The 19,744-nt window shown below is 50.7% G+C and carries 20 protein-coding genes; 11 read left to right on the top strand and 9 right to left on the bottom strand.

Translation table 11 applies throughout. The features are described 5' to 3' along the window. The first annotated feature begins 163 nt into the window (after window positions 1-163). Window positions 164-841: a phosphate signaling complex protein PhoU gene (gene phoU / locus ACUVQO_RS09780; RefSeq protein WP_445925692.1), complete on the top strand. Its 678-nt coding sequence runs from the start codon at window positions 164-166 to the stop codon at window positions 839-841. A gap of 68 nt (window positions 842-909) precedes the next feature. On the opposite strand, the gene ACUVQO_RS09775 is transcribed toward phoU, so the two are convergent. Then, on the bottom strand, window positions 910-2,550 hold the full coding sequence (locus tag ACUVQO_RS09775) for a DUF6930 domain-containing protein (RefSeq protein ID WP_445925691.1): 1,641 nt from the start codon (window positions 2,548-2,550) through the stop codon (window positions 910-912). A gap of 410 nt (window positions 2,551-2,960) precedes the next feature. On the opposite strand from ACUVQO_RS09775, the gene ACUVQO_RS09770 reads away from it, so the two are divergent. The 5 genes from ACUVQO_RS09770 to ACUVQO_RS09750 all read left to right on the top strand — a co-directional run bounded on the left by ACUVQO_RS09770 (window position 2,961) and on the right by ACUVQO_RS09750 (window position 6,919). Beyond that, entirely contained in the window at window positions 2,961-3,317 is a 357-nt protein-coding gene (locus tag ACUVQO_RS09770; protein WP_445925690.1) for a HesB/IscA family protein, read from the top strand. 135 nt (window positions 3,318-3,452) lie between these two features. Next, window positions 3,453-3,872: a tetratricopeptide repeat protein gene (locus ACUVQO_RS09765; RefSeq protein WP_445925689.1), complete on the top strand. Its 420-nt coding sequence runs from the start codon at window positions 3,453-3,455 to the stop codon at window positions 3,870-3,872. A 108-nt stretch (window positions 3,873-3,980) separates the two neighbouring features. Next, window positions 3,981-4,496 carry a Ycf51 family protein gene (locus ACUVQO_RS09760; RefSeq protein ID WP_445925688.1) on the top strand — a complete coding sequence of 172 codons (516 nt, stop codon included), beginning with the start codon at window positions 3,981-3,983 and terminating at the stop codon, window positions 4,494-4,496. An 8-nt stretch (window positions 4,497-4,504) separates the two neighbouring features. Then, window positions 4,505-5,686: an iron-containing alcohol dehydrogenase family protein gene (locus tag ACUVQO_RS09755; RefSeq protein ID WP_445925687.1), complete on the top strand. Its 1,182-nt coding sequence runs from the start codon at window positions 4,505-4,507 to the stop codon at window positions 5,684-5,686. A gap of 15 nt (window positions 5,687-5,701) precedes the next feature. After that, window positions 5,702-6,919: an aspartate aminotransferase gene (locus tag ACUVQO_RS09750; RefSeq protein WP_445925686.1), complete on the top strand. Its 1,218-nt coding sequence runs from the start codon at window positions 5,702-5,704 to the stop codon at window positions 6,917-6,919. 33 nt (window positions 6,920-6,952) lie between these two features. Here ACUVQO_RS09750 and ACUVQO_RS09745 read toward each other — a convergent pair whose 3' ends face one another. Next, a complete protein-coding gene (locus ACUVQO_RS09745; protein WP_445925685.1) occupies window positions 6,953-7,426 on the bottom strand; it encodes a CU044_2847 family protein in 474 nt (157 codons plus the stop codon). Window positions 7,427-7,582: 156 nt separating this feature from the next. On the opposite strand from ACUVQO_RS09745, the gene cbiB reads away from it, so the two are divergent. Further along, window positions 7,583-8,584: an adenosylcobinamide-phosphate synthase CbiB gene (cbiB, locus tag ACUVQO_RS09740; RefSeq protein ID WP_445925684.1), complete on the top strand. Its 1,002-nt coding sequence runs from the start codon at window positions 7,583-7,585 to the stop codon at window positions 8,582-8,584. Between the two features lie 361 nt (window positions 8,585-8,945). Next, window positions 8,946-9,308: a VOC family protein gene (locus tag ACUVQO_RS09735; RefSeq protein WP_445925683.1), complete on the top strand. Its 363-nt coding sequence runs from the start codon at window positions 8,946-8,948 to the stop codon at window positions 9,306-9,308. Between the two features lie 18 nt (window positions 9,309-9,326). Here the strand turns inward: ACUVQO_RS09735 and ACUVQO_RS09730 are convergent, their stop codons facing one another. The 6 genes from ACUVQO_RS09730 to ACUVQO_RS09705 all read right to left on the bottom strand — a co-directional run bounded on the left by ACUVQO_RS09730 (window position 9,327) and on the right by ACUVQO_RS09705 (window position 14,000). After that, on the bottom strand, window positions 9,327-10,172 hold the full coding sequence (locus tag ACUVQO_RS09730; protein ID WP_445925682.1) for an ABC transporter permease: 846 nt from the start codon (window positions 10,170-10,172) through the stop codon (window positions 9,327-9,329). Window positions 10,173-10,273: 101 nt separating this feature from the next. Continuing rightward, entirely contained in the window at window positions 10,274-11,155 is an 882-nt protein-coding gene (locus ACUVQO_RS09725; RefSeq protein WP_445925681.1) for an alpha/beta fold hydrolase, read from the bottom strand. A 174-nt stretch (window positions 11,156-11,329) separates the two neighbouring features. Beyond that, complete coding sequence (locus ACUVQO_RS09720; RefSeq protein WP_445925680.1) at window positions 11,330-11,881, bottom strand: peroxiredoxin; 552 nt, start codon at window positions 11,879-11,881, stop codon at window positions 11,330-11,332. 472 nt (window positions 11,882-12,353) lie between these two features. Further along, entirely contained in the window at window positions 12,354-12,905 is a 552-nt protein-coding gene (locus ACUVQO_RS09715) for an NYN domain-containing protein (RefSeq protein WP_445925679.1), read from the bottom strand. Between the two features lie 145 nt (window positions 12,906-13,050). Beyond that, a complete protein-coding gene (locus ACUVQO_RS09710; protein WP_445925678.1) occupies window positions 13,051-13,734 on the bottom strand; it encodes an energy-coupling factor ABC transporter ATP-binding protein in 684 nt (227 codons plus the stop codon). Next, window positions 13,731-14,000: a hypothetical protein gene (locus tag ACUVQO_RS09705; RefSeq protein WP_445925677.1), complete on the bottom strand. Its 270-nt coding sequence runs from the start codon at window positions 13,998-14,000 to the stop codon at window positions 13,731-13,733. The genes ACUVQO_RS09710 and ACUVQO_RS09705 overlap by 4 nt, the downstream gene beginning before the upstream one ends. A 403-nt stretch (window positions 14,001-14,403) precedes the next feature. Here ACUVQO_RS09705 and gcvP point away from each other — a divergent pair, with 403 nt between their 5' ends. Together gcvP and ACUVQO_RS09695 are read left to right on the top strand one after the other, a co-directional pair. Beyond that, window positions 14,404-17,469: an aminomethyl-transferring glycine dehydrogenase gene (gene gcvP, locus ACUVQO_RS09700; protein WP_445925676.1), complete on the top strand. Its 3,066-nt coding sequence runs from the start codon at window positions 14,404-14,406 to the stop codon at window positions 17,467-17,469. 5 nt (window positions 17,470-17,474) lie between these two features. After that, on the top strand, window positions 17,475-17,675 hold the full coding sequence (locus ACUVQO_RS09695) for a hypothetical protein (protein WP_445925675.1): 201 nt from the start codon (window positions 17,475-17,477) through the stop codon (window positions 17,673-17,675). On the opposite strand, the gene ACUVQO_RS09690 is transcribed toward ACUVQO_RS09695, so the two are convergent. Next, a complete protein-coding gene (locus tag ACUVQO_RS09690) occupies window positions 17,664-19,088 on the bottom strand; it encodes an HlyD family type I secretion periplasmic adaptor subunit (protein WP_445925674.1) in 1,425 nt (474 codons plus the stop codon). The genes ACUVQO_RS09695 and ACUVQO_RS09690 overlap by 12 nt on opposite strands. A gap of 147 nt (window positions 19,089-19,235) precedes the next feature. Between ACUVQO_RS09690 and ACUVQO_RS09685 the strand changes: the two genes are divergently transcribed. After that, window positions 19,236-19,646, top strand: coding sequence for a hypothetical protein (locus tag ACUVQO_RS09685; RefSeq protein ID WP_445925673.1), 411 nt, complete (start codon window positions 19,236-19,238; stop codon window positions 19,644-19,646). Window positions 19,647-19,744 lie beyond the last annotated feature (98 nt).

Raw genomic sequence — 19,744 nt, 5'->3', positions numbered from 1 at the left:
GTGAACGGGGAATCTCCTGCTATACGCGAAGCGTTAGCGGGATGAGCGTCAATAAGGTGAATCGAATATGTGTTCTGGAAGATCAAGGTATTTTCGATTCAGGATTTATATACTTGTAAGGACGAACCTGTTAACGATTGGTTTATGAGTTAGGACTGAAGCATTGAGCAAAAATGCTGGTGGAAAATTGGAAGTCTCAGGATCAACCCGTACTCAATTTGAGCGCCAAATCAAGCGACTGCAACGGGATGTTTTGCGAATGGGCGCTCTGGTAGAGAACTCTTTTTGGCTGGCACGGCAGGCTCTGTTTGAACGAGATTTAGAAGCCCCGTCTCAAATTACTGCTCAAGAAAAACATATTGACCATCTTTATCGCAAGATTGAGCAGGACTGTGTAACGCTGATTGCTTTGCAGTCACCTGTTGCTCAAGATCTCCGACTACTGAGTGCGCTGATGCAACTGGTGCGCGATCTGGAACGCATTGGAGATTACGCTGAGGATTTAGGAGAAATTGCCCTGCAACTGTTTCCCTATCCCACCCCCTCTTACATGAACCAGATCAGGTTGATGTGCGATCGCTGTCGGGCAATGTTGGCTCTCAGTCTTGCGGCCCTCTCTGACCTGGATGTAGATTCTGGGTTGGCCGTTAAGGTCAGAGACGATGCCGTGGATCTAGACTATAAAACGCTGTATCAACTGCTGGCCCAACAACGAGACATTCAGGGCGTAGTAGAGCCGATCGTGCTGCTGGTTCTGGTCATTCGTTACCTGGAGCGAATGGCGGATCACGCTACCAATATCGGCAAGCGAGTGGCTTACATTGTCACGGGCAAACGATAACTGGCAGGAGATCAGGCAAGCAGCCATCTGCCCTCGTAACTTCCCCGTCTTTCTGGCTGAGAGAGCCATCAAGTCCAATCGACGGTCATCGTCATTTGCAGAGTACCCAAGCCCAGATCTTTGGAGGACAGCGATCGCGTTTCAAACAAAGCCAACATGTCTTTAAATTGCGGATTACCGCGAGCCGCACCTGTTAACCCTTTGGCAATGATCAAACCACAATGGCCTTTGGTTTTTTTGCAGCGTTGATCCCACTTTTTGCGGGCTGCGATGTGGGTGGGGTCATCTTCGCCAAATTCTCCAAACAGATGCAGATCGCCGTTCCCAGTTTGAAACAGACCAATATCGTAGCGATCGCCCATCAGTGGATCTTCGCCCGGATTGAAGCAGATAGCCTTTAAGCCACCAGCCGCCTGAATTTCCTGAATCATGGTTTTGGCTTTGGGGCGAGAGGTCTGGATCATGACCACGGGTAACCCATCCCCTTGCTTAACTAGGTCGGCAGTAGACTGATGGTACTCCGCGCCGCTCTGTAATAGCTCCAGGACATCCCACGGCACCATGCCCAAACTCAAGAAGGAGTTTTCGGGAACCAGATCATCTCGCACCGCTGGGAAATTAAAGCCATTCAGATTAATCTCCTCTCCCTCCATTGCCACCAGTTCCTCGGCCAGTTCCGGCATCGTTGCCACCTTCACTGAGAGAGTGATTGTCCCAGCTTCAGCATCATCCGGGAAGGGAATCCGGTAACGACTGCTTAAAGGCGGGAAGGCATCTTTTGCAAATTTCTGGCGATGTTGACGCATAAAGCGATGTAAAGCTTCCAGACCCACTAGCAGAGCCGCCGCTTCCTCGTCGTACAGGAAGGAGCGTAATCCTTCCAGGGGATGTAGATTGCCAAATACGGGTTCAACATCCTCTGCCGCAGGCATGGGCCGAAACCCCATGAGCGGAGACTCTTTATTACTCTCTTCAGTTTCAAACGTGACGAATAGACAATCCTGCCCCAAAAAGGCTTCCTGCATCTGTTCGATTGACTCCTGTGCGATCGCCCGTTGCCGGAATTGCTTCAAGGAGTCTAGAGAGCGATAGAGCAGCACCCCGTATTCCATCCCCAACATGCCCATGACGGAAGCGTAGAGAGTGCCCACATCCCACTGGTTGAGTTCAATGGCAATAATCTCATGATCGGCCAGCACCTCCCAGGGAGCGTCCTGCCAGATTTCAAAAGCCTTAGCTCGCAGGGCCTCAGCATATTGGGGAGGCAACTGCGGCGGACGAGTACTGATAGCATCCTGTAAACCCCGAAAAATCTCATCGATCAGTGGCAGTTCGGGAACGTAGTCGAGGGTGATGTCCAGATCTTGCAGAACGCCTCTCAGGAAAAATTGCAGTTCCCGATCGCGCACCACGATTTTTTTGGGTCGTGCTGGCATCCCCGGATTATGCGGGTTTTCCATGGCCCGAATCAACGTCCGCACCACCGCTTCTGGGCCACTATCGGGGGTGACGACATCCATCGCTCGTACCATGCCCTGGGAACCATCTACCCACAGAATACAGTCTCCTTCTGGAGGCTCACCGCTTGCCAAATCCAGAACATCAGAGTCCTGGGAGGTAATCAAACGGCGACGATCGCCCTCCCACACATTGGGAATCTGCTTGAGTTTCTGGAGGCGGCGGCGGGTAGAATGATTGAGCGCAGTCATAAGGCACACTAACAGGAAAAATCAAAACGGGCAGGCTGGGCAGGGTCTAGCCCGATAATGGAGCGATCGCCAAAATTAACGGGTAGATATTTCATCTTACTGCCTGACTACTTTTCGGCACGCTCTCAAGCATCTCCAAGTCCAGCAGGGGCATTTTTCTAGATCAAGAAACTGCGATCGTCTGAACTCAGTTGAACCCCAAAGTAAACGACTGCAGAAAAGCAGGTATACCAGATACCATCTTCTACCAGCTTACGATTCCTGATCTATCCTTGATACTATGGATAAGCGGAGAATTGCGATAAGCAAACCAGCGTTCAGCGAGAAAACAATAGTTTTCTACAAGAAAAACTACACTTCTGGATTTGGACAGGTTTTATTTGGTATCTGGCTAAGGAGTTCTAGAGATAATGGCTCAAACTGCCCAGTCTGAACAACGTGGCATCCAGATGACGGATGCGGCACTGAAGCATGTTTTGATGTTACGAGACAAACAAGGACAGGATCTCTGTCTACGAGTTGGTGTCCGGGGTGGAGGATGTTCTGGAATGTCCTACACGATGGATTTTGAAGACCCCAACAACATTCAGGACAGCGATGAAGTGTATGATTACGACGGGTTTAAAGTAGTCTGTGATCCCAAGAGTCTGCTTTATTTATATGGGTTAGTGCTGGACTACAGCGATGCGTTAATTGGAGGTGGCTTTCAGTTCACCAATCCCAATGCGGAGCAAACCTGTGGTTGTGGCAAATCCTTCTCCGCGTAGGATTGATTCCGGAACGATAGCGACTCGCGATCGCTCCTGCCATTTAAACCAAGTCCAGCTAGAGAGCGGTCGTTTTCCGATCAGAGAACCTACAGTTCTAGACTTGGACAATGTTTATCAACTTTTTTATTGATCATGACCCAAACTATAGAATCTCTCTTTGACCAGGGTGTTGAGCGGTACAAAGCGGGTGAAGGCCCAGATACCCTCATCCCGGTTTTCAAAGAGGTGTGCGATCGCGCTCCCAAAAGCAGCGCTGCCTGGACTTGTCTCGCCTGGTTATATCTGCTGGCCGATAAACCTAGCAAAGCTTATGAGGCCGCCCAAAAAGCCGTCAAGCTGAACCCCCAGGATCCTCAAGCGCGAGTCAATTTATCGGTGGCCATGCTGGAAGCCGGTAAGAAAGGGGTGCGGCAGCATATTGAAGTGAGTCAACAAATTATTCTGGTTGCCCCGGAACTGCGGGAAGAAGTGCAACAAAACATTCAGGATGGTTTAAACCGCAAGCCGGAGTGGGCAAGCTTAGCGCGGGTGCAAGCCTGGTTATTTGAGTAGGCTGGTTTAGCTGGTTTAAGAGGGATGGAGATGAGGGGATTGGGGGTAAAGTAGGGCGATCGTCTCTCCTGAAAATTTTTAGTTTTTACTGCTGCTTCTAAGGAGTCTATGTCATCAACAGATCTTGTCACTTATGCCCAGTGGTCAGGCTATTTCACTATTTTTTGTGCGCTGATTGCGGTTCTAGGTTTGGTCTTCAAGTGGGGGATTCGCTTTCGCCTGGTGGGTGTCACCGGATTCATGATAGTGCTGACGGCGGGCCTGTTTGCTCTGAGCCTGGGGCTTTACACCCGTCCGACTATTCCCGGTGCCGTTAAATTTACCCGCGTCTTTGATAACGGTTCAACCAATCTGGTGATTGCTGTCTCTCCTGAAATTACGGAAACCGAACTGGAAGCCACCCTACGGCAGGCCGCGTCTGATCTCTATTCACCAGGACGACTGGCACAGGGAGCAGAAAAGATGACGATTCGTGCCCGCACGGTGCTGCATCCCCAACCCGGTGTGTCCCAGCCTCTGTATCTGGGAGAAGTAAAGCGATCCCTGATCAGTCGCAACGATGACCAGATAGAAGTCACCCTTTACCGAAATCAATTTGCTCAATTACCCAAACCAACTGCATAACCATTTCTATGTCTAATACGTCCATTGCGCTGCCTGCTCTATCTGTTGCACCTGCTCGCGTGATCCGGGGGCAAGGGATTTTATCAGAAGCTGGAGCAGAGATGGCTCGTTTAGGCCGACGACCACTGATGGTTGGGGGCGATCGCACGCTGGCTGTAATTCAACCCCACTTGATTCCAGTCTTAAAATCCCACAAGCTGCAGATTAAACAGGCATCCTATGGAGCAGATTGTAGTGAGTCGTCGCTCACGGCCCTCCAGCAAAGTGTACAGGCTCATCAGGCGGATTTGATTATTGGAATCGGTGGCGGTAAAGCCCTGGATGCCGCCAAGTTGCTGGCTTACCAGTGTGACTTACCGATCGTCACCGTCCCCACCTCTGCCGCAACCTGTGCCGCCTGGACAGCTTTATCTAATGTTTATTCTGAGCAGGGAGCCTTTCTTTATGATGTGCCTCTCCCCAAATGTCCTGATCTGTTAGTTCTGGATTACGACCTAATTGCCACTGCTCCTCGTCGTACCTTAGTTGCTGGGATTGGGGACGCGATCGCCAAATGGTACGAAGCCTCTGTCAGTAGTGGTCATTCCCATCAGAGCTTGATTGTTGCTGCCGTTCAGCAGGCCAGAGTGTTGCGCGATATTCTCTTGCAAAGATCCGTGACGGCGCTCGATCATCCTGGAGGTGAGGATTGGCGATCGGTTGTGGACGCTGCTGTACTATTGGCAGGTGTGATTGGCGGTTTGGGGGGTGCCCAGTGTCGTACTGTAGCGGCCCATGCGGTGCATAATGGCCTGACCCATCTGCTGGCCAGTCATGGTCAGTTACATGGGGAGAAGGTCGCCTACGGCATTCTGGTGCAATTGCGACTGGAAGAATTAGTTCAGGGCAATCAATTGGCCGCGACTGCTCGCCAGCAACTGCTGAAGTTTTATAGCGAAATCGGACTGCCCCAGAGTTTACATGACTTAGGGCTGTCAACGATCACGGTGAGCGACCTGCAACATGCGGCTGAAGTGGCCTGCTCTGAAAAATCGGACATCCATCACCTGCCTTTTCCGGTGGAGCCGACTCAACTGATGGCCGCTATGGTTTCTACAACTGCCCCTTTCAAGGAAAAAAGTACCGAGTTTGTAACCGCTGGTTCTGAGTCCGGAGAGTCCACTCAACCCTTCAAACTCAATACGCTCTAATGACGAGGTGACTCAATGACGTTGGACTGGATCACTCCTGCGGATCGCTTAAAATCCTTACCTCCTTATGTGTTTGCTCGCCTGGATGAACTGAAAGTGCGGGCCAGAGAGCAGGGGCTGGATTTAATCGATTTGGGGATGGGTAATCCAGATGGGGCAACTCCCCGACCTGTTGTAGAAGCGGCGATCGCGGCTTTGCAAGATCCGGCCAATCACGGCTATCCACCGTTTGAGGGCACCGCCGGGTTTCGGCAAACGATCACCGCCTGGTATCAACGGCGTTATGGGGTCAAACTCGATCCGGATAGTGAAGCCCTGCCGTTGTTGGGATCAAAAGAAGGATTAACCCATCTGGCCCTGGCCTATGTCAATCCCGGTGATGTGGTGTTGGTGCCCAGTCCAGCCTATCCGGCTCATTTTCGCGGACCCGCGATCGCTGGAGCGAACATCTACAGCATGATCCTGAAGCCGGAAAATGACTGGGTGATTGATCTGGCAGCGATTCCCGACGAGGTAGCAGAACGGGCCAAGCTTCTGTATTTCAACTACCCCAGTAATCCCACAGCTGCGACCGCCCCTCGCGAGTTTTTTGAGGAGATTGTCGCCTTTGCCCGCCGGTTCAACATCCTGCTTGTACATGACCTCTGCTATGCGGAACTGGCCTTTGATGGTTACCAACCCACCAGCCTCCTGGAAATTCCGGGAGCGATGGAGATTGGCGTCGAATTCCACACCATGTCCAAAACCTATAACATGGCTGGCTGGCGGGTGGGATTTGTAGTGGGCAATCGCCATATCGTTCAGGGATTACGCACCCTCAAAACCAATTTGGACTATGGCATCTTCCGGGTCTTGCAAACCGCCGCAGAAACCGCCCTCAACTTACCCGACGAATACTTGCATGAAGTACAAACCCGCTATCGTACCCGCCGGGATTTTCTGATTCAGGGGTTTGCAGAGTTAGGCTGGTCTATTCCCAAAACCAAAGCCACCATGTACCTCTGGGTGCCTTGCCCTCCAGAAATTAGCTCCACCGATTTTGCCCTCTCCGTTTTGCAGCAAACTGGAGTTGTGGTTACTCCTGGTAATGCCTTTGGCTCTGGTGGGGAGGGCTATGTCCGGATGAGCATGATTGCAGACTGCGATCGCCTCGGTGAAGCCCTCAACCGCTTCAAACAGGCTGGAATCACTTTTCGATCTGGTGCCGCCTTAGCCTCGAGCCTGAAGCCGTAAGCGGCAGATGGCTGTAATGTAAACAGATGCTAGCTAGTAGCTGAGTCCATTACCGTTGCTGGATCCCTTGGAGGAACCGTTGAACGTACCATTGGCGATCGCACCCGTCCCAACCTCTGCAGCAGTGTTGGGATACTTACACTTCACGGTAATCTTCAAATTGCTCTGGGCCTTACCACTGGCGATGTAAGGAATTCCAGCATCAGCACTGAGGTTAATGCCAAATTCCAGAGTTACTTCATCCACATCCGCAGCCGCAAAATTCTTGAATGCCTTCATGCAGTAGCAGGTATAGGCACGAATCGTGTCCTGCACCATTTGCATCGATTGGGCGGGATTGACTCGTGGAGCCGGAATGTTGCCGAGTCCCTTCTGCCCTGTGCGGCCCTGTTCTCCCGTAGCGGAGGTGGGAAACTGGGATCCTGAAGCTGCAGGAATAGGTTCCTCCTGGGCTTCCACATACAGCACCATGCCATCTTCAAGTTGAATCGGAACAATTTGACCCATAGTAATTGCCTGTTTTTAAGTAGTAGATGCGTTTTGAGTGTTCCCTAAAATAGGCAAGAGGTATCAAAGAAATCAGCACAATGACGCAAGGCAGGAGGTCTGGCAACGGATGAATGGGTTAGAACACAAAGACTCTTGAGAGGTCAGGAATAGTGGATGATGGCTATCTTGACCTTTTCCCATACGGCTCTACAAGGTGTCATGGCTGCTCACGAACCACTGGTTTTGCTGCTGGCGGCATGGCTGGATTATCTAATTGGCGACCCGTGGAATTGGTGGCATCCGGTACAGGGAATGGGATGGATTATTTCCCAATACACCCAGGTAGTTGGCAAGCGACTGCGATCGCCCCTAGCTTTAAAGCTGGCAGGCATTGGTTTGGCTGTTGGTTTGATTGTTGGCAGTGGTTTAATCGCCTGGACGATCGCCACCCTGGCTAAACAAATCCATCCCCTTTTGGAGTTGGCTGTTGAGAGTATTTTGTTAGCCAGTTGTTTGGCCGGACGCAGTTTACGGGATGCAGCGAATGATGTTTTAACTCCTTTGCAATCTGGTGATCTGGTAGAAGCTCGTACCCGCTTAAGCCGCTATGTGGGACGCGATACAGAAAAACTGGCAGAACCCGAAATTCTCCGAGCCGTGCTGGAAACGGTGACAGAAAATGCTACGGATGGGGTATTGGCTCCTTTGTTTTATGCGATTGTCGGCTCCTTCATTCCCGGTGTGGGGAGTGTACCGCTGGCGATCGCCTATAAAGCGGCCAGTACCCTGGATTCAATGGTGGGCTATCGGGAAGCGCCTTACACCGATCTGGGCTGGTTTAGTGCCAAAACCGATGATGTGCTCACCTGGCTGCCCTGCCGTCTGGTGGTGGTAACGCTGGCCCTGCTGTCCGGCAAACCTGTCTCAGTCTGGCGCATTTGTCAGCGGGATGCTCCCCAAGATCCCAGTCCCAATTCGGGATGGAGTGAGTGTGTTTATGCGGCTGTTCTGGGGGTGCAGGTGGGGGGACTCAATTACTATCGGGGAGTGGCCAAACCGAAACCACTGTTGGGAGACGCGAGGGAGGCGATCGCTCCCTCCCACATCCACCAGGCCCTCAACCTCACCCGAATTTGCTTTCTCCTCTGGTTAGCAGTAGCCCTAGTCAGCATTTAGTTGCCAAATGCTGACTCTTTTTTTAATTACCAAGCTTGCAATCTTCTAGCGAATCGAATTATTTTGGCTCAGGATCAATCAAATCTACTGAATGGTTAGATTTCTATAATCTGGAATTGAGATTTTTTAGAAAACTCAATACAAATTGAACTCACCCATCTGCAGGAACGGGAATTAAAATTCTTTACTTTACAAAAATTTTCCAGAAAATTAAAATGATTTTTGCTGCGTCTTGCAGGGAAATTCTTCGCAAGGAGACTACTTCTGAGGGAGAGGGTGAACATTAACCTTTTTTACCTATAACTGATTGAGCTAGTGGGGGCGATCGCTCCACGCCATAAACTTTATTCCTGTTTGTCCTATGCAACTTCTGGCCTGCCTGCACACAGCAATTCTGGTTTCCGATCTGGAAAAAGCGGAACAGTTTTACGGTTCGATTTTGGGATTACCAAGGGTCGATCGCGATCTCAAGTTTCCAGGAATCTGGTATGAGATCGCAGGCTACCAGCTTCACCTGATGGTCGGAGAAACACCAGAATTATACAATGCTGAGAAATGGGGCCGCAATCGCCATATTGCCTTCTCCGTGGCTGATTTGAATGCGGCTAAGGAACAGCTTCTAGCCCATAATTGTCCTGTGCAAATGAGCGCTTCAGGCCGTCCTGCTTTATTTACGCAAGATCCTGATGGCAATGTGATTGAAATCAGTCAGGCAGACCTTTAGAATCTAATCCTGTAGAATCTAATCCTGCTGGTGGAAGAACTGGTAGGCACCCACCCAGGATAGAACGATCGCAATTACCAGTAGAATCGGGATTGAATACCAGGGAAATTGGGAGAGTGTTAGATAGGCCGCGGCTCTCAATGCGATGCTGGTGTAAGTTAGAGGTAATAGATGAACGATTACCTTAAGAATCGTGGGGAGTGTTGCTGGATCAAAGAACGTTGCCCCCAGAAATGACATGGGTACAATTACAAAGTTGTTGTAAATTCCCACGCTTTCTAAGGATTTAACGTTTAATCCCACAATTACGCCTAATCCAGCAAAGACGGCACAGTTTAGCAGTAACACCAACAAAAATAGGGGATTGAGAAAACTCCAGATTTTTCCGGTAAACAAGATTGCCACCAGAATTACAGACCCTGCTGTTAGCATCCCTCGCACTACCCCTGCCAGCATTTTGCCAAGATGCAGGGATAGGGGATGGATAGGCATTAGCATTAATTCTTCAAAGGTTTTGGTGAATAGGCGATCGCCACAAATCGAAAAGGTGGTTCCCCCAAAACTAATCACCATCGAAGATAGAGCAACCATCCCTGGCAAAATAAATTGCAAGTAGTTATCTCCTGCGGCAGGCTTCATGGTGGCATCCAGGGCACTGCCCAATCCCAGACCAAAGCCAACAATATAAATCAGGGGCGAAATTAATCCAGATGCAGCAACCTGCACCAACCGGACTCGCAGATCCAACCAGTCTCCCCAAAAAATGGTTAACGTATCATTCCATAACGTTTTCAACTGGGAGCCTGAAACTTTCTTGTCGGATGAAATCGCTGCCTGAGTGCCCACATCAACTCCGTTTGTCATACTTCTTGATTATTGTGCCATTGCCAATGTTCAGAAGACTGCTAACTGTTGGTTGATCACAGGTAGGTTACGGCCAAAATTGTGGGGCTCGATCGACAGCTTTAGCGTTTCCGCAAGAAGGTTAGCAGTTCTCGGTTCACTGTTTGGGGGGCTTCTTGCTGGATCCAGTGACCGCAATGAGGAATGATTCTAAGTTTGAAGGGAGCCATAATCAGTCGATCCATGCCCTCCGTTAAATGGGGACTGAGGAGGGAGTCTTCTTCTCCCCACAGAACCAGGGTAGGAACCGTGATCGGCTGGAAGGCATGGTTCCATTCCCGCACCCAGTTCCACGGCATCAGCATCTGACGGTAATAATTGAGCGCAGCGGATAAAACGCCTGGTTTTGCTAGGGCAGATTGATAGATTGCCGTGTCTTCCTTGGAGAAGGCTCCTTTGCGGATTGCCTGTTCTCGGAACAAATTGCGGACAAACTCACCCAGATTCTGTTGAATGACCCATTCTGGCAGACCGGGAATCTGAAAGGCGAACATATACCAACTGCGCCGCAATTGATCCATGTTACTCACCATTTCCCGCAGTAACCGCTGTACAGGTACAGCACTGAGAATAGCCAATCGATTCAGGGATTGCGGACATTTTTGCGCCAGATACCAGGCGATCGCACCGCCCCAATCATGTCCGACAATATGAGCACGGGTATATCCAAAACTTTCAATTAACCCCTGTACGTCTGCGGCTAAAGTATCCAGATCATAGCCACTAGCAGGCTTATCCGAGTCGTTGTAGCCACGCAAATCGGGGACAACCACTTTGAAATAACGGGCCAGAACCGGAATTTGGTAGCGCCAGGAATACCAGAACTCGGGGAAGCCATGCAATAGCAGCACTAAGTCCCCTTCTCCCTGCGTGACACAGTGGAGCCGGATGCGATTAGTCTCAATAAAGTGATGTTGCCATCCAGAGAGCGCCAAGGCAGTCATAGTTGGGGAGCAGTGGCCTGTACGCGAACCAGAAAAAAACAGGCTCCTTTACTCTAATGTTACCTGCACGACTGTTACCTACATAACCATAACGACACAGTCCTGACTCACTATTGATTCCGCTCTTACCGCTGATAAACGAGCGCCAGCAGTGCCAGACCATTACCAAACCGATTAATTACTTCCTTGCAGTTCATCCAATTTAGCCAGCACTTCAGTACTGTGAATAGCTGGTCTAACGGCAGTGAACGTTGCTTTCAAAAGGCCATCCGGATCAATGATAAAGGTATGCCGCAGAGACATGAAACTGAGCCAGGAACCGTAGGCCTTACTGACTGAGCCATCTTCGTCTGCCAGAAGCGGAAACTTCAACCCTTCAGAATCGCAGAACTCGGCATGAGAATCTACCGAATCTGCGCTGATGCCCAGAATCTGGGTGTTGCGGCTGAGATATTTCGGGAGGTCTGCTTGAAACCGACGGGCTTCCAGGGTGCAACCAGGAGTAAAGTCTTTGGGATAGAAATAGACAACCACCCACTTACCCCGATAGTCTTTCAGAGCAATGGTACCATCGCCTGTGTTCGTCGGCAGGGTAAATTCAGGGGCAGGCTGGTTGAGCGGAGGTAAGGGGCCACCCAGGGCGTGGGCAGGTGGAGCAGGGGTCAGGAAGGAGAGCAAGGAGAAACACAGGGTCAGGAAGGAGAGGGTGAGGGCTTGGAGGGACATGGAGATTGGGGATTGGGAATTAGGGTGGGAGAGGTGGGAAAGTGGAGGGGTGGGAAAGGAAGAGTCAGGGATTTGCAATCCCATCGTGTCCCAGTTGTAAGATGTGCCAGGCGTGAGCCGTACATCGCAGGGATTTTATTGCCATGCCCACCCCTAAGAAAGTGTTTGGGCTTTTGTAGTAGGTTGCGACACGATCGCAGTGGTGTTACTTAGCATAAGTTTACAATAGGTGACTGGAAGATCGCCTAATCTTCCTCTCGTTATATGTACCAATCTCTTAATTCCGACGATTTCAAGCATCGGGGAGCGGAGTACTTATAAAATCTTTGGTTAGCGATCGGGGCATCTGGTAAAAACATCCCAACGTGCTTCTACCTTAGACAGAAACCAGAAGCAGGGAGTAGTTCTGAGCTTGACGAATGACCAGCGACACATGACAAATTTGCCACTATTCATCATCCACACAATTAAATTAATTTAATTTCCCGTATCGCAATTCCGACAGCCGTTTCTGAGCAATCGGATCCAGGCAATTGGCCAAAAAGCGACGGGAATTTTTCGTGACAGGCTTCTTCTTAGTACGGACTTTGATCAACGCATTATCGACTTCAACGGCCAATTGTTCCGAAGACATCCATTCCGCTCCATAGCCAACCACCGTCAATTGCTGGGCGCGATCGGAAGTGGCCACAATCAACCGCTGATGAAATTTCCGCAGGTCGTTACGGAAGGCGGCACAGGTTTTTTCAATGAAGGTATCCGCTGTCTGCCCAAAGTCGGTGTAGTGAACCGCGAGATTACTGGTAATCACATCCCGCTTGCTGCCAGTGTCTTGATACTGAGAGTCAAATACCAGACGAGTATCAAAATCGTGGTAAGCACTGTAGTTGGTGAGGGCTTCAATTAACAGACGACGGGCTTCTTCTAATCCATCACGATCGCGCACCTGTTTTAAGTCATGCCATACCCCGACGACGTTATAGCCGTCCACGAGCATCAATGCCTGTGGAGAGGATCGGGGCATAGAGAAAAGTAGAGAATTGTTTAAGCTTGCACATCTTGGTTCTAGCTTATCGCAATCTTTCCCAATTTCGTACTGTTAATTGCAATAATTGCAAATAGTAATTGCAAATAGTCGGAGAGACGTTTCGCCGAAACGTCTCTCCCAATTACCCTCCCATTAGCCGTTGCCGTAATCGCTGGGGATTGCCCCGATCAACTACCTTGCCGCCTTCCAAGAAAAAAGCACCGTCGCAGTATTCCAGTTCATCCAATCGATGAGTCACCCACAGGGCGGTAAGTCCCCGATCTTTGACCAGTCGATGTACCTGAGAGACCAACTCCAATTGACTGTCCGGATCCAAAAGAGCCGTGGGTTCATCAAATAGGAGCACTTCACAGTGGCGGGCGATCGCACCAGCGATCGCCACCCGCTGTTTCTGCCCACCGCTGAGGGCGTAGATGGGTCGGCGAATGAACGGCAGTAGATTCACGGCATCCAGCGCCTCTTGAACTCGCTGATGGATTTGCACAGAGGTTAAATTTTCCTCTGCTAAACCGAAAGCCACATCCGCTCCCACTGTGGGCATTACCAGTTGATGATCGGGATTTTGGAAGACAAAGCCAAATTTGGGCAGGGGTTTGATGTATCCAGATTGAGGCTGGAGCAAACCAGCTAACAGGCGCAACAGGGTGGATTTACCGCTGCCATTGGTGCCCAGCAGCATCCAAAATTCTCCCTTGGGAACTTCCAGACTGCAAGCATCCAGCACTGTGTCGCCTTTGTACCAGCGAAAGGAGAGATCTCTGACCTGAATCGCGATCGCGTCGTCAGTGACAACAGGGGCAGTCATTCAGCCAGTGCAAAGAAACCGGGAGGACGACCAGACGAGGTCGCAGTACTTGATTTTTCGTATACCTGCACCGCAGAGATTTCACTACTGAGAATACTGAGTTTCTTGCCAGGTTGGTGTTCGCAGGTCAGTTCTATCACCTTAGGTTCAGGTGCATTCAGGGCAGCCAAAACCGTCTGGTAGGCAGCCTCTGCATCTTCTACCGTTTTCTTTTGCACCGACAGAGCCAGAGGTGTATTTTTCAGAGAAACGTCAAGGATAAACATGGAGGGGGTTACTCGAAACGAACAGTGATCAATAAATCAAATCCAGTATCGCAAATCTGGTTCCCAGATTGGGCAGAAGACTTCTGAGGAATTACGGGTTCAACGGCAATAGACTGCTTGCAAGTTGGAAAAAACGTAGGATGGGCAAAGGGAAGTACCGTGTTCATCCCGTCATCTCGGCTGACCTGAATGGGCACACTAGGCTTTGCCCATCCTACTGATGATGCTTGAGTCTAATTTAAACTTCGGAAGAAGAAAGGGTGTATTTTTCGTTAATCAAAGCAGTCAGGATCAGGATCCGCACGGAGAAGATTGAAAAAGTGCTTAGACTAGAAAGGTAAATGTTAAAGTCTGTAAAACTATCCTTCCGTAAATTTTAAGTAACCATCACTCTCCTTGCAGCATGTTAGAGCATTCGATCGACCAAACCGGCGGGCGTACCAACCTTTCTCATCCCAGCAGCGCAAACACCGCATCTGATGACAACTCTGAGGCTTCTCAACGCTTACCCAATCCAGTCTCCTATCCGGTACAACCTGCCTCCCCGCTCTCGCATCCTCTAACATACACCGATTCCTTTGAGGAACGGCATATCGGCCCCAGCAATGCAGATCTGGCTCAAATGCTGGAAATACTTGGTTTTGATAGTTTGGCTGCTCTCATTGATGCCACAGTGCCGCAGTCCATTCGCCTGCAAACTCCCCTCAAACTGGAAGCCGGAAAATCGGAGTATGAGTTGCTGCAAGAACTGAAGGAGATTGCCCAGGAGAACCAGATTTATCGATCGTTTATCGGCATGGGCTACTCCAACTGCATTACCCCACCTGTGATTCAACGCAACATTCTGGAAAATCCTGCCTGGTACACCCAGTACACACCTTACCAGCCGGAAATTGCTCAGGGTCGGTTGGAAGCCCTGCTGAATTTCCAGACGATGGTGACGGATTTGACGGGCCTGGAAATTGCCAATGCTTCGCTGCTAGACGAAGGTACCGCTGCGGCTGAAGCCATGTCCATGAGCTATGGCGTGTGTAAGACGAAAGCAAAAACCTTCTGGGTCTCAGAAGTTTGCCATCCGCAAACGATCGCCGTCGTGCAAACCCGCGCTCAGGCCTTGGGAATTGAGGTGATCATCGGCGACCACCACAGTTTCCAGTTTGATGTACCTGTCTTTGGAGTCCTGGTGCAATATCCCGCGACCGATGGTGCGATTTATGATTACCGGGAATTTTGCGATCGTGCCCATGCCGCTGGAGCCTTAGTTACCGTCGCCACCGATTTACTCAGTCTGACTTTGCTGACTCCTCCCGGTGAATTTGGAGCCGACATTGCCGTGGGGAACAGTCAGCGATTTGGGGTTCCCCTGGGTTACGGTGGCCCCCATGCGGCCTTCTTTGCCACCCGTGAAGCCTACAAGCGACAAATTCCTGGTCGGCTGGTCGGTGTTTCCAAAGATGTTCATGGTCAACCAGCTCTACGACTGGCCCTGCAAACTCGCGAACAACATATCCGCCGGGACAAAGCCACCAGTAATATCTGTACGGCTCAAGTACTGCTGGCGATCATTGCCAGTATGTATGCGGTGTACCACGGGCCACAGGGATTGCAGCGGATTGCCCAACGGGTTCACCAGATGACGATCGTTCTTGCAGAAGGCTTACAGCGGTTGGGCTACAAATTGGGATCTGAACCCTTCTTTGACACGCTAAAAGTCAACGTCACTCCGGAACAGGCGAAACACATTATCAATCGTGCCCATTCTCATCACGTCAACCTGCGGCAGATTAATGCTACGACGATCGGCATTGCCCTGGATGAAACCATTTCCTCCGACAGCCTGCTCACTCTCTTCCAGATCTTTGCCGGAGAACAGGGTGCCCACTTTACCCCGGAAGACCTGCTGCCCTCCTCCCGTCATCCCATCATCCCCCCTGCTCTCCAGCGCACCACCCCCTATCTGACCCATCCCGTCTTCAATTCTTACCACTCCGAAACGGAATTGCTGCGCTATATGTATCGGTTACAGTCAAGAGATCTGTCTCTGACTACGGCCATGATTCCGCTCGGCTCCTGTACCATGAAGCTGAACGCCACCGCCGAGATGATTCCTGTCACCTGGCCGGAGTTTGGGCAAATTCATCCCTTCGCTCCCTTAGAGCAAACGAAAGGTTATCAGACTCTTTTCGAGCAACTGGAACACTGGTTAGCAGAGATTACCGGATTTGCTGGCATTTCTCTGCAACCAAATGCAGGTTCTCAAGGGGAATATGCCGGACTGTTGGTAATTCGCCAATATCATGAATCTCGTGGCGATCGCGATCGCACCATTTGCCTGATTCCCACCTCTGCTCACGGCACCAATCCAGCCAGCGCTGTCATGGCAGGGATGAAGGTCGTTCCGGTGAACTGCGATCAAGATGGCAACATCGACATTGCCGACCTGAAAGCGAAAGCCGAGAAGTACCGCGATCAACTGTCTGCCTTAATGATCACCTATCCGTCTACCCACGGAGTCTTTGAAGAAGGCATTCGTGAAATCTGTGACATTGTTCACGCCAACGGGGGTCAGGTGTACATGGATGGAGCCAACATGAATGCTCAAGTAGGCATCTGCCGTCCTGCTGATTTCGGCGCAGATGTCTGCCACCTGAACCTGCACAAAACCTTCTGCATTCCTCATGGTGGCGGTGGCCCCGGCATGGGACCGATCGGTGTGGCCAAACACCTGGTGCCCTTCCTCCCCGGCCATCCCGTCGTCCAAATCCGCGACGAGCGCCATCAGGAATCACCCTCTTCCTCCACTTCCCCACTCTCCCACTCCCCTCACGCGATCGGCCCCGTCTCCGCTGCTCCCTGGGGTAGTCCCAGTATTCTACCTATCTCCTGGATGTATATTGCGTTGATGGGAGCGGCAGGCTTAACCAAAGCGACAGAAGTTGCAATATTAAATGCCAACTATATTGCCAAGCGGTTAGAGAATCATTATCCCGTTTTGTACAAAGGCAAAAATGGTTTGGTTGCCCACGAATGCATTATTGATTTGCGTCAGTTTAAGAAATCTGCTGAGATTGAGGTGGATGATATTGCCAAGCGGTTGATTGACTATGGCTTCCATCCGCCCACCGTATCCTGGCCTGTGGCCGGCACGATCATGGTAGAACCAACCGAAAGTGAGTCGAAGCAGGAATTAGACCGCTTCTGTGATGCCATGATTGCGATTCGGGAAGAGATTCGCGAAATTGAGGAGGGTAAGGCCGATCGCCACAACAATCTGTTGAAAAATGCGCCTCATACAGCACTGGCTCTCACCGAGGAATGGAATCATCCCTATTCCCGCCAACGGGCCGTCTACCCGACCACTTGGACAAAGGAAAACAAATTCTGGGCCGCTGTGGGCAGAATTGATCAGGCTTATGGCGATCGTAACCTGGTCTGCACCTGCCTACCCATGGAAGCGTACCAGGAGTAAGCGCTATGTACGCCCTCATCCCTCGCGACAAAATTCACCTTCCCGCCAGAGCCGTGCTGCGAATGCCCAGAACCTGGCAGGATTATTGCGCTTTACTGGATAGTCGGGGCGATGGCTCCGTACAAATTAAATACCGCAATGGCGAAATTCTGCTGATGGATCTATGCCTGGGAATTAAAGAAGGCACTACGCGCCTACCGGACTGAGAAGGCTTCGCTAAAGCGGCGAGTTATAGGTTCAATCAAGAACGTCAGGATGGATTTTTGGCGAGTCACGATCTCCCCGGTTGCTGCCATACCGGGTGTTAGTTCTACGGGCTTACCATGAACCTCAACACTATGTTTTTTCAGCTTAATCCGAGTTGGAAAAACTGGCCCGGTGGATTGACCATTCTCATTCTTTTCCACGATCGCATTGGGGCTGACTTTAATTACCTCACCTTCCACAATGCCAAACTCCTGATAGGGAAAGGTGGCAAGTTTGACTTTGGCTCGCTGTCCTGGCTTGATAAACCCAATATCCCGATTGAGAACTTTCACTTCCAGAACCACATCCTCACCCTTCGGTAGGATAGACAATAGTTCTTCACCCGTTTGGACTGGCCCTTTAGTAGCTTTAATCGAATACACCGTACCATCAAAGGGAGCCTCGATCCTGGCTCGTTCTCGTTGCTTACGGGCTGCCTCTAATTGGCCTCTGGTGGCGGTCAACTCTTCCTTACGCTTCGTCAGTTGCGTCAAAATCTCACTCTGGCGTTGCGAGCCTAGTCCCTGGGCTTTGCTGCTAGCGGCCTGATAGGACTGTTCAGCCTGACGGATGCGTTCTTGCTGAGCATCAATTTGTTTCTGCAACGAGACAACCTTATCCTCAGCATTCGTCACATTGTCTTTCGCCCGAATATATTCCAGCCGCGGCACAGCACTATCTTTCAACAGAGTTCTTAATCCAGCTTCTTGCTCTTTCGCATTGCGCAGATTTTCTTGAGCATTGATCAAGTTTTCCCGCAGTTGAGCCAACCGCGCTCTCGCCTCACTGATGATGGCAAATTGCTGTCTGGCTTCTGCTTCCGCTGCGGCCTTTTGTTCATCGAACGCTTTCAGCCGGGCTGCCAAAAATTCATCCTGTAATGGAGTACCTGTATTATTGGCTCCGGTACGTTCCGCATCGAGACGGGCAATATCTTCTTGAATCAAGCGGGAGGAGTTATCCAGGCGAGCAATTTCCGCTTCGATGACTTTGGTTTTTTCGGGTTCTACTTCTACCAGCACATCACCCTTTTTAACTACCTGCCCTTCTTTCACTCGTACCGCCTGAATAGTACCTCCACTGAGCGATCGCACCGGACGCACCTGAGTTGAAGGAATCAACTCCCCTTGCGCCACCGCCACTTCATCCACACGGCTCACAGCCGCCCAGGTAATAGCACCAAAGACCAGCAAACTGATTCCCCCAGCTAATAAGCGAGTGTATAGAGGTGGCAATTCCTGTACCGCTTTTCCTAATTCATAGGAGAGAGAATCCTCCGGACTGGCTAGTTGTTGTCTCGTCTGACGCGCCTGAGCAGGGGTGGCGGCTCCAGGTGGGCGGGATCCGGGCGTGGAGGATATAGAAACTTTCATCAAAACTCACTCTCTAAATCGGAAACAGGTACAAGCGGAAGATGTGGGCATCAGCGTCATTTTACTGCTACTAGATTAGCCAATCTCCTCTCATTGTGCGTGTAGTAGCTAGGGATCCCCTGGAAGTGGGGCAAGCTTCAACAGTTCTTGATAAATTCTCCCCTGCAAGCGCGATCGCTCGAACAAGGATTGAATAAGATAACACTAAGAGAATGCCCACCTGCCTACCTACACCCCACATTCATTGTTGTCGTGTTTCAACTGTTAAAGCCACTCGTCGAGGCATTGCAACCCCTTCTGGTTCCAATTTGTTTCCTATCAGCATGGGCGCTGATTTTTATCACGGCTTGGAGCGTGTGGACAGCCATTCGGGACACGGCAGTCCAGACGCGGGAAATGCATCAAATCCCCTGTGCGAACTGCCAATTTTTCACCAGTAACTATCATCTAAGGTGTACGGTACATCCGTCACTTGCCCTGACAGAAGCCGCGATCGATTGTCCTGACTACGAACCAACTGATCTGGTTTACAGGACGAAAGACGAACAACCTTCGTGAAATGCGTACCTGTAGTAGAGACGTTCGGGCAGAATACCCCTGCGATATGCCATTCACAGGTCTCAAACTTCACGAAAAGAGGATGATGCGATCGCACG

Source organism: Leptodesmis sp. (assembly GCF_052746595.1).
This window is presented reverse-complemented; position numbering and strand designations above follow the sequence as displayed.